The 15,786-nt window shown below is 29.5% G+C and carries 7 protein-coding genes, 1 pseudogene and 1 CRISPR repeat array; of the genes and pseudogenes, 2 read left to right on the plus strand and 6 right to left on the minus strand.

Going from position 1 to position 15,786, the window contains the following annotated elements:
- Positions 1-176: 176 nt before the first annotated feature.
- Positions 177-3,563, plus strand: a complete 3,387-nt coding sequence (gene cas9 / locus ACJJVK_RS14045; protein WP_405566971.1) for a type II CRISPR RNA-guided endonuclease Cas9 — start codon at positions 177-179, stop codon at positions 3,561-3,563.
- Positions 3,564-3,760: 197 nt separating this feature from the next.
- Positions 3,761-5,706: a CRISPR direct-repeat array (repeat unit 36 nt; unit sequence GTTGTGGTTTGATTAAAGATTAGAAAAAACGATATT).
- Between the two features lie 227 nt (positions 5,707-5,933).
- Here the strand turns inward: cas9 and cas2 are convergent.
- The 4 genes and pseudogenes from cas2 to ACJJVK_RS14065 all read right to left on the minus strand — a co-directional run bounded on the left by cas2 (position 5,934) and on the right by ACJJVK_RS14065 (position 10,188).
- Positions 5,934-6,263, minus strand: a complete 330-nt coding sequence (cas2, locus tag ACJJVK_RS14050) for a CRISPR-associated endonuclease Cas2 (RefSeq protein ID WP_405566974.1) — start codon at positions 6,261-6,263, stop codon at positions 5,934-5,936.
- Positions 6,254-7,137 (minus strand): annotated as a pseudogene (cas1, locus tag ACJJVK_RS14055) (type II CRISPR-associated endonuclease Cas1). Before cas1 ends, cas2 begins: the two are co-directional and overlap by 10 nt.
- Before the next feature lie 214 nt (positions 7,138-7,351).
- A complete protein-coding gene (locus ACJJVK_RS14060) occupies positions 7,352-9,001 on the minus strand; it encodes a serine hydrolase domain-containing protein (RefSeq protein WP_405566977.1) in 1,650 nt (549 codons plus the stop codon).
- Between the two features lie 284 nt (positions 9,002-9,285).
- Entirely contained in the window at positions 9,286-10,188 is a 903-nt protein-coding gene (locus tag ACJJVK_RS14065) for a LysR family transcriptional regulator (RefSeq protein ID WP_405566980.1), read from the minus strand.
- Between the two features lie 93 nt (positions 10,189-10,281).
- Between ACJJVK_RS14065 and ACJJVK_RS14070 the strand changes: the two genes are divergently transcribed.
- A complete protein-coding gene (locus ACJJVK_RS14070) occupies positions 10,282-10,878 on the plus strand; it encodes an NAD(P)H-dependent oxidoreductase (RefSeq protein WP_405566983.1) in 597 nt (198 codons plus the stop codon).
- Between the two features lie 297 nt (positions 10,879-11,175).
- Here ACJJVK_RS14070 and ACJJVK_RS14075 read toward each other — a convergent pair whose 3' ends face one another.
- The gene (locus tag ACJJVK_RS14075; protein ID WP_405566985.1) at positions 11,176-12,510 is read right to left on the minus strand and encodes a S41 family peptidase; all 1,335 of its coding nucleotides are present in this window, start codon (positions 12,508-12,510) and stop codon (positions 11,176-11,178) included.
- Positions 12,511-12,804: 294 nt separating this feature from the next.
- Positions 12,805-15,786, minus strand: coding sequence for a WD40/YVTN/BNR-like repeat-containing protein (locus ACJJVK_RS14080; protein WP_405566988.1), 2,982 nt, complete (start codon positions 15,784-15,786; stop codon positions 12,805-12,807).

Consider the following 15,786-nt stretch of genomic DNA (forward strand, 5'->3'; position numbering starts at 1 on the left):
AAAAAAAGTCCTACCGAAGCAGGACTAAAGATTTTCATCTACGGCATATAGCCTTATTGTGATAAGATTAAAGATTAGAAATTTTAATCTAGAGTAAATGTAATAAGATTTTATTTATTATCCATAAAATTTTATTAAATTTATTGCTCTTATTACAAAAATTGCAAAAAAAACATATGAAAAAAATACTTGGATTAGATCTAGGAACTAACTCTATTGGTTGGGCATTAATTGAAAATAATGTCATATTAGGAATGGGAAGTAGAATATTTCCAGAAGGTGTTGTTAACTTAGGAGAAGGTGAAGGAAGAGAAACCTCAAAAAATGCTAGTAGAACAGAAGCTAGAGGAGTTAGAAGACAAATTTTTAGGAGAAGATTACGTAAACGTTATTTACTAAAGGAATTAGCAAAACATAGCTTATGCCCTATTGCCCCTTCTTTAATAAAAGATTGGAATGGTACAGACATTTTTAAAAATGAACTCATTAAAGAATGGTTTCAATTAAACCCTTATCAATTAAGAGCAAAAGCAATACAGGAAGAAATTTCTTTAATAGAGCTAGGTAGAATCTTTTATCACATGATTCAAAGACGTGGTTTTTTAAGTAATAGTAGAAGTGCTGGTGCAGATGTAAAAGAAACGAGTACCATTTTTAAAGGAGATGCAAAAATTGGTAAAATAGGTATTAGTGATACTTTAAAAAGTATTGAAAAAAATAAAACATTAGGCTCTTTTTTACATACTATACAACCCAAAGAAAATGAACCTTTTTCTGGCGAGTTAGAGCGTATTAGAAATAGATATACTACAAGGCAAATGTATATTGATGAATTTGAAACTATTTGGGAGTTTCAAAAACAATTTCATAGTGAGTTAAATTCTAATCTAAAAACAATACTTGGTGGAAGAAAAAAGGATAACTACAAGGAAGATGGTGTTTTATTTCATCAAAGACCTTTGCGTTCTCAAAAGCATTTGGTTGGTTATTGCTCTTTTGAGCCTAAAAAAACTAAATGTAAATTAAGCGCTATACCTTTTGAATTGTTTAGAATTTATCAATGGGTAAATACGCTTACTTATGATGTTAACGGAGTAAAACAAAAGATTACTCTAGAAGAAAGAAAAAAAATTATTGATTTATTACTTTCTAAAGAAAAACTAAACTTTAAAGAAATTAGAAAAAAACTTAATAAGTTAGACGGAAGTTATCAATTTAATTATAAAGATGATGATAAAATTGTTGGCTCTCATACTATTAGTAATTTATCTAATAAAAAATTCTTTGGGAGTAAATGGTTTAATTTTTCTGAAAAAGAACAAGAAAACATTTGGCATGTGCTTTCTTTCTTTGATGATAGAGATAAGTTAAAAGAATACGCTATTAAAAATTGGGGTTTTGATAAAGAACGTGCTGTTAAAATATCTAAATTTAATTTAAAAGAAGGTTATTCTAACCTTAGTAGAAAAGCTATTTTAAATATTTTACCTTTTTTAGAAAAGGGATTTATGTACGATATTGCCGTTGGTTTAGCTGGTGTTAAAAATGCTTTATCAGTAAATTGGGAAGAATATAAACAGTTTGTATTAGATAATGTACCAGAAATAGTACGATCTAATTTAAAAGGAGGTTATATAGAACCTCTTAAAAATATGCTTAAGAATGAATTTAATTGTACTGATAAACAATTAGAAAAACTATATCATCATAGTAGTGCCATTGAAATTGCAAAAATTTTAGACAAGCTACCCGTAAATTTACAAGCAGATAGAGAAATACAAAAAATTAAAAACCCTGTTGTAATTACTGCATTATTCGAAATTAGAAAATTGGTAAATGAAGTTATAGATACCTATGGTAAACCTAATGAAATAAAAGTTGAATTAGCTAGAGATTTAAAAACATCTAAAGCTAACCGTTTAGAAACTCGAAAAAGACAAAAAGATTTAGAAAAACAAAATGATAGGGTAAAAATTGAGTTAGAAAAATTAAATCAGCGAAGCACTCATGTTAATATTTTAAAATATAAACTGTGGGAAGAATGTAACCATACTTGTCCTTTTACAGGTAAAGTAATTACCATAAGTCAACTTTTTACAGGAGAAGTACAAATAGAGCATATTTTTCCTTGGAGCAGGTCTTTAAATGATAGTTTTAACAACAAAACACTTTGTTTTACAGATGAAAATAGAGCTAAAGGTAATAAGACACCTTATGAGTTTTATAGCGAACAAGGAGACCAAAAATGGGAAGCTATAAAACTACAAGCACTCAGTTGTTTTAAAACAAAAGGCAACTACCCTAACTCTTATCGTAAATTTAAACATTTTGTAAAGAAAAAGCACGACGAAGATTTTATAAGCAGGCAGTTAAATGATACTAGATATATTAGTAAAGAAGCAAAAAACTATCTTTCTAAAATATGTGCTAACGTATTGGTAGCCCCTGGGCAAATGACAGCAACCTTAAGACACCATTGGGGACTAAATAGTATACTTAACTTAGAAGATGATACAAAAACTAGAGACGATCACAGGCATCATGCAGTAGATGCATTAGTTATGGCGTGTTCTACCAGAAGTCATTTACAAGAATTAAGTAAAAGAAATAGGTATAACAAAAATTACGATTTAAAAGACTTTCCATATCCTTGGCAAAACTTTAGACAAGATGCAGAAAACGCTGTAGCACAAATTTTAGTATCTCATAAAAAGAATAAAAGCCTATTAACTGTTAGAACTCATAACACTAAGAAAAACGGTATTATACATAAAAATATGGGTGTTGCTGCAAGAGGGCAATTACATAAAGAATCTGTTTATGGCTTAAGAAAAGCACCTAATTCTAATAAAGCATTTCATATAAGAAAACCTTTAGAAAGTTTAACAACAGAAAAGCATTTAGAAAAAATAGTAGATAAAAGTATTAAAGAGTTAATTTATATAAAAGTACATCAATTAGGTGGTTTTATAAATGGTAAAATACCAAAAGAAACTTTTTTTATAATTGATGAAAAAGGAGAAAAACAACCTCAAATATTTTTACCAAATAGAAATGGTAATCCTGTACCTATTAAAAAAGTAAGGATAAAAGAAAACATAGGTGGTGCAGAAAATTTAAAAGAAAACACTAACCAATATGTAAATCCAAGAAATAATCATCATATCTTAATTTATAAGAACCGAAAAAATCAATTAAAAGAAGAAGTGGTTACTTTTTGGACAGCTGTAGAGCGTAAAAGACAAGGACAAGCTGTTTATCAATTGCCGAAAGATGGTAAAGAGATTGTTACCACATTACAAATTAATGATATGTTTTTATTGGGACTTTCTAAAGATGAATTTGAATTTAACAATATTGATTACTGCTTATTAAAAAAACACTTATATAGGGTGCAAAAATTAACATCTGGTGATTATTTTTTTAGAAAACATACTTCTTCAAAAGTAACAGATAAAGAATATATCCAAGTAAGAGGTTTTGGAAAAGGAAAAACAGGTTGGTTTAATTTTAATCCTTGTAAAGTAAAAGTTAACAATATTGGAAAAATAGAAAAACTATAATTATTTGTCATTTTAACGGAATAGGAATTACATAAAAAAAATGTTTTTAATTAAAAGAATAATAAAAATTCACATTATAATGATAGATGGTTCATTTATTGGAATAACAAATCAAAGTTCTTTGACATAAAATTTATAATCTTAAACTATTTTACTACAATATAAAACTGACAATTAAATTTAATATAGTATTTTCAGCTGTGGTTTGATTAAAGATTAGAAAAAACGATATTTCTTTTATTATTCTAAGGCAATGATTAACTGTTGTGGTTTGATTAAAGATTAGAAAAAACGATATTACGATGGCAAAATTTACAGTTACCCAATTAGTTGTGGTTTGATTAAAGATTAGAAAAAACGATATTTCTGAGATTGCGTGTACTTGTCCGATAATTGTTGTTGTTTGATTAAAGATTAGAAAAAACGATATTTTATCAATTAGTATTAACACCTAGTTAAAGGTTGTGGTTTGATTAAAGATTAGAAAAAACGATATTCTGTTGTATGCACCTTGTGTTGTTTGTGAAGTTGTGGTTTGATTAAAGATTAGAAAAAACGATATTCGCACACAAAAACGCTTCAATTCTTATAAGTTGTGGTTTGATTAAAGATTAGAAAAAACGATATTTTAATTGTTTAAGCTCATTATGGTAGCTTTGTTGTGGTTTGATTAAAGATTAGAAAAAACGATATTGTTCTATAATTAAAACAGAACTAGACAAGCGTTGTGGTTTGATTAAAGATTAGAAAAAACGATATTTTAGACACCACAATAGTAAAATGCCTTGTTGTTGTGGTTTGATTAAAGATTAGAAAAAACGATATTTCTGAGATTGCGTGTACTTGTCCGATAATTGTTGTTGTTTGATTAAAGATTAGAAAAAACGATATTTTATCAATTAGTATTAACACCTAGTTAAAGGTTGTGGTTTGATTAAAGATTAGAAAAAACGATATTCTGTTGTATGCACCTTGTGTTGTTTGTGAAGTTGTGGTTTGATTAAAGATTAGAAAAAACGATATTCGCACACAAAAACGCTTCAATTCTTATAAGTTGTGGTTTGATTAAAGATTAGAAAAAACGATATTTTAATTGTTTAAGCTCATTATGGTAGCTTTGTTGTGGTTTGATTAAAGATTAGAAAAAACGATATTGTTCTATAATTAAAACAGAACTAGACAAGCGTTGTGGTTTGATTAAAGATTAGAAAAAACGATATTTTAGACACCACAATAGTAAAATGCCTTGTTGTTGTGGTTTGATTAAAGATTAGAAAAAACGATATTTTAGGTTACGACACTCCTTTTCAATCTAATGTTGTGGTTTGATTAAAGATTAGAAAAAACGATATTAGCTATTAATATTGGTGCATACCACCACTGTTGTGGTTTGATTAAAGATTAGAAAAAACGATATTAGTCAGACTGAAATTAATGCGGAGTTACCTGTTGTGGTTTGATTAAAGATTAGAAAAAACGATATTGTTCTTGTAAGGCAATATTGTAATCGTTTTGTTGTGGTTTGATTAAAGATTAGAAAAAACGATATTAAAAAGAGATAGAAAATGAACAACGATAATGTTGTGGTTTGATTAAAGATTAGAAAAAACGATATTATCTTTGCGTGTAAACTTTCCACCCCAATGGTTGTGGTTTGATTAAAGATTAGAAAAAACGATATTGTAGTGCAATTGGGTAGAGCCATTACTTTTGTTGTGGTTTGATTAAAGATTAGAAAAAACGATATTTTTTAATCTTAAAGGATTGCAAGGAGTTCCGTTGTGGTTTGATTAAAGATTAGAAAAAACGATATTGCAAAAGTTTTTACAGAATTTTTTACACTTGTTGTGGTTTGATTAAAGATTAGAAAAAACGATATTACCTTCTACTTTTTCTTTTTCAGCATCTGAGTTGTGGTTTGATTAAAGATTAGAAAAAACGATATTAACCTTTGGGAAATAAAAGAAACAGAACCGTTGTGGTTTGATTAAAGATTAGAAAAAACGATATTTCTTCTAAAATATTGATACAACTATCTTCGGTTGTGGTTTGATTAAAGATTAGAAAAAACGATATTTTAATTCCACAGGAATTAATGAAGTAGACAGTTGTGGTTTGATTAAAGATTAGAAAAAACGATATTAGTTGTTGTGTTAACTTCTAATTATCATGGTTTTAAAGTGTAGTATCGTATATAAAAAATGCTTCTTATAAAGATCTAATTGCTTTGTTTGGGGCATTTTTTGTTTTCTATGTATGTGACAATTTTAATTTATATGGGCAATATTTTATTTTTATTGTTAGACTGGTTCTCGATACAATTTCAATAAAAGAATTGAAATCACTCGAACTGACATTGTGTAAATTTTTTTAAAATAATTCTAATTGCATTGGTGGTGGTTCTTTGAGCTCTTCTACTCTACCCCAAAAGTTCATGATATTGCCATATTGTTTGTCTGTTATTCTTAAAATACTAACTTTTCCGTAAGGTGGTAATAAAGCTTTTATTCTTTTTTCGTGAACGTCTGCACTTTCGCTACTTGCACAATGCCTCATATAAACAGAATATTGCATCATTGTAAAGCCATCTTTTAAGAGATTTTTTCTAAATTGTTGTGCATTTCTTCGGTCTTTTTTAGTGTCTGTTGGTAAATCAAAAAATACAAATAACCACATAATTCTATACGCATTTAAATCCATAATTTAGGATATAGAATTTTTCTAGTTTTACCCATAAAACATTTTTGTAAAGAACTGGTTGTTCTACTTAATGCCACCATTAAAGGACTTTTTTTATCATCGAAATAGACAGTTTGAGTTAACACATTTAATAGTTCTAATTTTATGGGAGTAATTAAATCTTGTTCGTCGTATTTTTTTATAATTTCTAGAACTTTAGCATCTATTAGAGGTCTGTAGGGTTCCATAATATCATCTGCCAAACAAAAAGCATTGTATTTGTTATGGTGGTGAATACCTAGTGTATTAAGTAGTCCACTACCTGATAATGCCCTTGCCACTGCTGCTCTTAAAACAATGTAGCCATAGTTTAAAAAGAGGTTTGGATATGTGCCTTTTCTTTCTCTAGTAAAATTAAAATCAAAATATTTTTCCAATAATAGGCTGCTGCTACAGCTTCTCTATTGTCGCTATCACCACTTAATACTTTTGTTTTATAATGGTTTAATGGGGTGTTTGTTTTGCCTTGTTTGTTTAATAGTATTGCTTGATTGTCTATTTTATGTTTTATTATTTGTTGCCATAATTGTTTTTTTAATGGCTCTGATGCATTTATTTGGTGGTTGAATATTTCGTGTTGTATGTGATGGCTTTCTAAGTTTAGAAGCATACTTTGTGGCATGTGTTTGTTGTCGCATAAAATTACACTAACATTATTTGTAGACAATTTGGATAAAGCCGGAATTGAAATATAGGTTTCTTGATTTTCTATAACTATAAAGCCAATATCTTCTATTGGAATTGTGGTTTCTCTATCTGTAGATTTTATTTTTAATTGTTCGTATTGTGTAGTTAATGCACACTTTTTTTCGAAGAAAAGGGTTCTTTTTATCATCTTTTTCTTTAAATATAAGCATTTTAGATGATTTACTAAGTGTTTATTGGTTGGTGGTTCGTTTTTAAAGCCATAAAAAAAATTGGTACTATTACTCTAAAAAGTAACCATACCAATTTTAAAATGAATTATAAAAAGAGAGCTTACTCTGTAGCTTCTTGTCCTTGGTTTCATTTATAACCAAGAAATTAATTATTAATATTATTAGTGGCTGTTATTTTTTAAACTTTAAATTTTTAACTCTACCAGAATCTAATTCAAAACTTGTAATTAGCTCCTCTTTTCGTTGAAATCTTATGATTCCTAGTTCTGTAACAAATTGGTCTAAACCACTAATTGTGCATTCTATAGTTGCTTGTGTATCATTTATAGTAACCAATAAAATTTCGTTTTCTATTTTAAAATTATAATTTACATCTAATTCTTTGCTATAATAACTACCTGTGTAATCTTTTAGGTTGACTCCTGAAATAACTATCTCTTTTTTTCTTGGTGCAATGGTTTTAGAACCACCTTGTAAAACTGTAAGAGTTTCTGTAAAATTATCTTTTATATTAGAAAACGTAAAACTTATCGTTTCGTTTTTAGGTATTTGGTAGGTATTGCCACTTACTTTTACAATATTATAAGTTGATTTATTCCAATTTTGAAAGACACTTAAAGAGTCATTTTTGATTGCTAAACGCACTACAATACCTGGTTGTATTTCATAATCACCTACTAATTGGCTGAGTTTAAACTCCTCTTTTGGAACATCAACCTTAACTTTTTTAGCTTTTTGTGAGACATCTTCAATTAGTTTGTCTTTTAGCAATACATCTGCCACTTGATTTGCCATACTTGATGGATTGGCATCACCCCTATTTGCAAATATTGCAATGGATAATTTTTGTTCTGGAAAACGTAATAGTTCTGCTCTAAAGCCAACAAAAGCTCCTCCATGTCTAATTGTTTTTAATCCTTTGTATGTATTTATCATTAAACCAGCAGCATAGTTAATCTCTTTACCATTGTTTAATATGCCTTGTTGTGTCATTACATTCCAAAACGCTTTGCTTAATACATTTGATTCATAAAAGGCATCATCCCATTTTTTGATATCATTTATGCTCGTAAAGATTCCACCATCACCAATCATATCTAAGGTAGTCATGCTAATTTTATAGTTCTCATTATTATCTGGCATGTATCCAGAGGCTCTGTTTTTTACTATTTGTGTATGGTCATTATGAAAATGTGTATTGTTCATTTTAAGAGGCTCAAAGATTTCTTTCTTTGCAAATTGCGCCATGTTAATTCCTGCTACCTTATTTACAATTTGACCAAGAAGCCAATATCCTGAATTGCTATATAAAAACTCTTCACCAGGTACAAAGTTTAAATCCGTTTGATTTATTAGCCATTTCATAATATGGGTATCTTTATAAAAATCATCATCTCCCAAACCTTTTAAGTAACTAATTTGCAAGTAATCTCTAATACCACTAGTATGATTTAATAAATGTTTAATTGTAATCTTTTCTGCATATTCTGGAAAATCTGGGAATATACTTTTTAAATTATCATCTAGACTTAGTTTGTTTTTTTCTGCAAGTAATACAATACAAGCAGCCGTAAATTGTTTAGAAGTTGAACCAATTCTAAATACAGAAGTAGCCGCATTTGGTATATTATATTCCATATTTGCTAGCCCATAGCCTTTGGCATAAATTAGTTGTCCGTCTTTTATAATCCCTAATGCACAACCTGGAACATCTTTTTTATTATATGCCGTAAAAATGCTGTCTATGGCTGAGCTTTCTTTAATTTGTGCAAACGAATAAACTGAAGTAAGAAGAAATACTAGTACAAAATAATTTTTCATAGTTGTGTTTTTTATAATTGTTGCTTTTGGTTTTGTAACTGCTTTATTTTGAGTTTATGCAACTAAGTTAGCAAATAAAAACCGAATAGAAAATCTGTGATACTTTTTGTAAGTAGTTAAAAAACAATCATTAAAACCTATACATTATTTTTCTTTTGCTATTTTTTTATCTGCTGTTGGTTTCGCAAAAAAGTGAATACATATTTATGGATATAGAGATTTTACTAAGATTATAATAGGTAGGTTTACTCTAGAAATATATTCTATGAAGTGTTGTGTTGGGTTTATTTCATTTTTGATGTAAATATATTCTTAATGGTATCTAACTCTTTTTTGTACTTTAAATCTGTTCTAGATGCAAAGTATAAGGTGTTTTCCGTTTTTACTTTTCCTTCCCAAACTAATTGTATTTTATTTGTTAAAATTTGTTCTTGGCATAAAAAATCTGGAACTAAAGCCAATCCGTTTCCATTGTTTAAACATCTAATAATAGAAGTAATATTTGGTAAAATATAGTTGGGTTTAAAAGCAGGCTTCTTATTAAAATTCTCGAACCAAAAGCGTCTAAAATGTTCCATTTCGTTTGATGAACTGTACCAAACATTTTGAAGTAGTTCTGCTTCTAACTCATTTAAACTTTTTGATTTAATGTGTTTTTGTATTTTACTACAATTCGTTTTAGCACCTGCAATTAAAACGATTCTTTCTTTTGAAAACGGAACATATTGTACCAATGATTTTTTTGCTTGTTGTTTTTTAGGAGTTATAACTAAATCTAAAATGCCATTGTTTAGGTCTTTAATTAAATCTGTATGTGCACCAAATCTTGCAACAAGGTCAAAGTCTAAATTAGGGATTTCTGGTTCTATTATTAACTGAAACATTTCTGAACACATACCAATGTTTAACGATGGATTTTTTTCTTGGGTTGTTCTTTTAAAATGCTGTTCTGCAATTTCAAGTTTTTTTAAAGATTCTATAATATATTCATATAAAAATTTTCCATCTTCTGTTGGAATCATTTTTCTTGAAGTACGTTCAAAAAGTTTTTTGCCAACATATGCTTCTAAAGCATTTAAGTGTACACTAACTCCTGGTTGTGAAGCGTATAAAGCAATAGAAGCTTTTGTTAATGTTCCGTTTTCATATATTTCTTTAAACGTTCTGTACCATTCTAAATTTACCATACCTATTATATTATTAATACAAAGGTATAATATGTATTATTTTTACAATAATAAATGTTGTTCTAATTTTGTGCTAAATAAAATAAGAAACAAATGAAAAATATATTTATCATTAATGGAAGTCATCCATTTGCACATTCTGGAGGAAGATTTAACGAAACACTTTTTAATAAAACTATTTCATATTTTAATACGCATGAACAATTTAAAGTGAAATTTACACAAGTGGGTGATAATTATAATGCAAAAGAAGAAGTTGAAAAATTTAAATGGGCAGATTTAGTTATTTATCATACACCAATTTGGTGGTTTCAAATTCCTTTCAGATTTAAAAAATATATAGATGAAGTTTTTACAGAAGGGCATCAAAATGGAATTTATGCAAATGATGGAAGAAGTAGAAAAAATCCAAACATTAATTATGGAACTGGTGGTTTAATGCACGGAAAAAAGTATATACTTACAACAAGTTGGAATGCACCTAAAACTGCATTTACTTTAAAGAATGAATTTTTTGATCAAAAAAATGTGGATGAAGGCGTAATGTTTGGGTTTCATAGAATGAATGCTTTTACAGGTATGGAATTGTTAGCTACACATCATTTTCATGATATGGAAAAAAATGCAGATGTGCCTGTTGAATTGAATAATTACAGTACTTTTTTAAATGATTTAATAATTAGTTTATAATTCTCTGGTTTCATTTTAAAAAAAATAGAGCTCCATAGTTTTGTGTTTATTTTTCTTACATGTATGTTTAAGTATTTGATTAGCAAATAAAACTTAAAAGAAATCTGTGATACTTTTTGTAAGTAGTTTAAAAACAACCATTAATGCCTATACATTATTGTGTTTTTGTTATTTATTGGTCTTATAATAAAGTGAATACATAATTACTGACAAAGATATTTTGCTAAAATTATAGAAAGTAGGTAAAATCTAGCAATATATTCTATGAAGTGTTGTGTTGAGTTTATGTGCTAATGTTTATTCTTTAAAAATATAATTCAATAATGGATCATCTCCGTTTATGATATCAAAAAGTTTAAGTTTAATAGGTTTATCAGGAATAATCCCTTTGGTAAGTTCTAAATCAGGAACATTAACAGATTCCCTTTCTGTACCTATTTGCAAACCAAGCTTTGTGTATTTTAAAGTTGCTGCTCCCCTACCTGGATGTGTACTGTATGTGCCTCCTGATTCTTCTCCTATTATTGTGGCTAACTCATTATATTTTACAACTGCTAACATTTGGGCTGTTGCAGATGCACAACGCCCATCTGTTAACATATATGTTTTAAGATCACTAATATTATTGATTGATTTAGGTTGTATTGTTATTGGTCTATTTCGTCTTTTATTCAAATCATTATCTTCATAAAAGTTAATTTCTTTATCAGCTATATATGATAGAATATGATTTGTGCATTCTGGGTTTCCACCTCTATTTCCTCTTAAATCAAAAGCCACTTTAAGTATGTTTTGATCTTTTATCTGTTTCATATAAGTATCTACCTTCTCTTTAAAAAAATCAATATTTTCTCTACCTCTAGGAAAATAGCTAAAATTCTTAATCTTGATTATTGCAGTTTTATGTTCTTTATTAATCTCTATACCTAATCTAGGTTTATTGATTATTTCTACTTTGTATTTAGGAGCAGGCTCATCAATATAAAATGATGTTGTAATGATTTCTAAAGAATTGTAAGGTTTAAATTTTATTTTGTATTCAGAATCAAAACCAAAAAAGCTATGATAATAATATAAAAAATTCACATTCAAATCTCCTCTATAAAAGCTTTGATTATAAGCATCAGCAGAAATTGTTGATTTTAAAGTTTTAATAATTTCACTTGATGAGATTCCGTTAATTTCTAATATTTCAGAACCTGGATTCATTTCAATATTTGCAACACAATTGTTGGTTGCATACATTTTTTCGTTTTCAAACCATACAATTAATGGTAACCAATATTTATATGGTGTTCTGAAAAAGCGAGTATCTACTATACGTGTATGTAAACAGCCTAAACTTGCAACTATTGGTGATGTTATTTGAAAAAAATCGGTAACAGTCATAGCATCTTTTAATTTATCTCGTTGACTTTTTACAAGCTTTTCATATGAATCTTTACCAATAAATTCAAACTGTGAGGGATGTTCTTTTAGTGTTTCTATTAATTGATTAAAATCTTGGATTAACTTTTCCTTTTCAATTTTAATATTATATTTTGTTAATATGGAATCTTTTATGCTTATGCTTTGAGTTTGTGCCAACAAGCTAAAAGAAATAAAAAATATAGTTAAAAGGAAATACTTCATAGTATGGAATATTAAGTGAACAACAAATATAACTAAATAATTAGTTTAAACTAATTATTTAGTTATATTGAAAAAAGCTGTTTATTTATTAATAATTATCCAATAGTTCTCATTTGCCAATACACTAATTAAGACAGTTTTTTTTCTATGCAATATCAATATAATAGAAACTTAACAGTAAGCTACCTTAATAAAATCCTCTAAAAACCACACAAAAAAACAGCATAAAAAAATTGGTATCATTACTTTTAAAAGTAACCATACCAATTTTTAAGAGAATTATAAAAAGAGAGCTTATTCTGTAGCTTCTTGTTTTAATTCCTCAAACTTATTTAACAACTCCGTATATCTTTTTTCAGCTTCTTGTCCTGGTTTTTGGTCAGCACTACTAATCATATATAACAAATAAGATACTTGAGCCACAAACATTTGTTGTGGATACACTACACTATCATTTTTAAGTTGTTTTAGTACTTTTTTAGCTTTATCAGACTTGTCTTTTTCTAATTTTGCCTGTAGCTTGTTTGCTTTGGATAATAAAACCGTTACTTTTTGTTGTAAAGCAATCTGATTTACTAAATCAGTTTTGGTCAAGCCACTTGCAGCAACTCTTGGATCCATTTTAATTTCGAAATCCTGTTCAAAAGATTGCCCATCTACCTTTAATTTAGCAGTATATTTACCTGGTGCTACTAAAGGACCTCTTTTATAACTTCTTCTTTTGTTGCTAGACCAAGCCCCTTTACTACGTAAATCCCAATTAAAACGATTAATCCCTGTTTTGGTTTCTAGCTTAGTATCTACATATCTGAATACCTGACTTAGGTTCATGTCTTCTATCTCGTCTACGTTATTTATTAGTTTTTTATCACTAATAATACTTGCTACACTATTTTTATTAGCATCTAGAATTTCTAATTCAATGGGTGCTTTGTTTCCTTTTGGCAAATAATAATCGATAATTACACTAGTTCTTGGATATTGTGCTACACCTTTTGTACGCCCTACTTTCGGATAACGATAACGAATAATATCGTCTGGTTTAAACAATACAGGTGCATTGGCTAACGTATTTATATTTGTGTCTCTTAAGGCAGTAATATTGTCTAGAATCCAGAAAGCACGCCCCATAGTACTTAAAATTAAATCTCCACGAAATATCTTGATATCCGTAATTGGGGTTACTGGTAAATTCTGCTGAAAAGATTGCCAGCTTTTCCCATCGTTAAAAGAAATAAACATTCCGTATTCTGTACCTGCATACAATAAACCTGGACGAACTGGATCTTCTCTTACTACTCTAGTATAGTAATCGTTAGGTATACCATTGTCTGAAGTTGAAATTAATTCCCAAGAAGCCCCATAATTAGATGTTTTATAAATAAACGGTCTAGCATCACCTAACAAATGTCTTTCTACAGCAATATAAGCCTTAGCAGGATCAAATTGTGAAGGTGCTACAGATTCTACTCTTCCACCCTTTGGCATCTTTTTAGGCGTTACATTTTTCCAAGTTTTACCACCATCTTGAGTTACAGAAATTACCCCATCATTAGAACCTGTCCAAATCAACCCTTCTTTTAGTTTCGATTCTCGGATGGAATACAAAGTACTGTAATACTCTTCTCCTGTGATGTCTCTCGTAATTGGACCTCCAGAAATCACTTGTTTGTCGGCTTCAAAAGCTGTTAAGTCTGGTGAAATGGTTTCCCAAATTTCGCCATCGTTAACGGTTTTGTGTAAATACTGCGAACCATGATACACCACATCAGGATTATGAGGTGATACATGAATGGGGGCTACACGTTGAAAACGGTATTTTAAATCCTTTGGATTATGACCGTAGATATTGGATGCCCCAACATAATAACTTTTTTCTGTACCTGTTGTTTTGTCGAATACAAAAAAGCGACCTTTACAATTGGCATATACAATATTGGCATTGCCCGGTTTTGGTACAGCAGGTCCAGTTTCACAACCCCCAGTATTCATAATCCAACCAGCACCTGGGTATTGAATGGCACTTGGTGGAAAACTAGGTACAGAAACAGTGCTGCTATTGTCTTGTTGACCAGCATATAACCAATATGGATATTGGTCGTCTACTTCTACTTGATACAATTCTGCTGTAGGTTGGTTAAATTGGGTAGACCAAGTTTTCCCTCCATTATGTGAAATATTGGCACCTCCATCATTCGCTTGAATTAAAAGTTCTGGATTATCTGGATTCAACCAAATGTCATGATTATCTCCATGTGGTACACTCATACGATCCCAAGATTTTCCACCATCTGTTGATTTTAACAACGGATTGGCATTGGAATATACAATGTCTGGATTGGTAGGATCTAACTCTACATTAACATAGTAAAAAGGACGGTTTAGCAAGCCTTTATTACTAGATACCTGCACAAAAGATTTCCCTTGATTCACAGATTTATACAGACCACCTTCTTTACCAGGTGCTTCTATTATGGCATATAAAATACTAGAATCTACAGGAGATACTGCCAAATCTATTTTGCCAATTAATCCTTTAGGTAATCCGTTTTCTAGTTTTTCCCAATCTTTACCACCGTTAATAGATTTGTAAATTCCGCCTTCATCTTGAGTTCCTCCAGAAATAATGGTCCAAGGTTTGCGTTCTGCTTTCCAAGCTGCAGCATATACAATATCAGGATTATTAGGTAATAATTCTAAATCAGCAAAACCTACTTGATCAGAAATGAATAAAACCTTATCCCAAGTTTCTCCACCATCTGTAGTTTTGTAAATACCACGTTCGCTGTTCGCTTTAAAGGCATTACCAATGGCAGCTACCCAAACTGTATTGTGGTTTCTTGGGTCTATTTCTACAGCTCCAATTTGACCAGTTTCTTTTAAGCCTAAATGTTCCCAAGTTTTGGCGCCATCAATAGATTTGTATACCCCTTTACCTGAAATCACATTACTTCTTAACCCGTCTGAACCAGTACCTGCATAAATGACATTGGGGTCATTAACTGCAACTTCTATAGCTCCAATAGATGGCGTAGCAAAATAACCATCAGATACATTTTGCCAAGAAACTCCATAATCTTCAGTTTTCCAAACTCCACCACCAGAAGCACCTAAATAAAAGGTGCCTGGTATTTGGGGAGTACCAGTTACTGTGGTAACTCTACCTCCCCTTTCTGGCCCTACAGTTCTGTATTGAAAAGCATCGAAATCTTGAGCTTTGATTCCGAATGTCATCAATACAAAAAGAAGACTAATTTTTATTGTTTTAAATTTCAT

Source organism: Polaribacter sp. Asnod6-C07 (assembly GCF_045063625.1).
In the GTDB taxonomy this organism is placed as follows: Bacteria; Bacteroidota; Bacteroidia; order Flavobacteriales; family Flavobacteriaceae; genus Polaribacter; species Polaribacter vadi_A.

Excerpts from the sequence above, each read along its gene's own strand:
- cas9 (WP_405566971.1), top strand. The coding sequence starts at position 177 with ATGAAAAAAATACTTGGATTAGATCTAGGAACTAACTCTATTGGTTGG.
- cas2 (WP_405566974.1), bottom strand. The coding sequence starts at position 6,263 with ATGGATTTAAATGCGTATAGAATTATGTGGTTATTTGTATTTTTTGAT.
- ACJJVK_RS14060 (WP_405566977.1), bottom strand. The coding sequence starts at position 9,001 with ATGAAAAATTATTTTGTACTAGTATTTCTTCTTACTTCAGTTTATTCG.
- ACJJVK_RS14065 (WP_405566980.1), bottom strand. The coding sequence starts at position 10,188 with ATGGTAAATTTAGAATGGTACAGAACGTTTAAAGAAATATATGAAAAC.
- ACJJVK_RS14070 (WP_405566983.1), top strand. The coding sequence starts at position 10,282 with ATGAAAAATATATTTATCATTAATGGAAGTCATCCATTTGCACATTCT.
- ACJJVK_RS14075 (WP_405566985.1), bottom strand. The coding sequence starts at position 12,510 with ATGAAGTATTTCCTTTTAACTATATTTTTTATTTCTTTTAGCTTGTTG.
- ACJJVK_RS14080 (WP_405566988.1), bottom strand. The coding sequence starts at position 15,786 with ATGAAATTTAAAACAATAAAAATTAGTCTTCTTTTTGTATTGATGACA.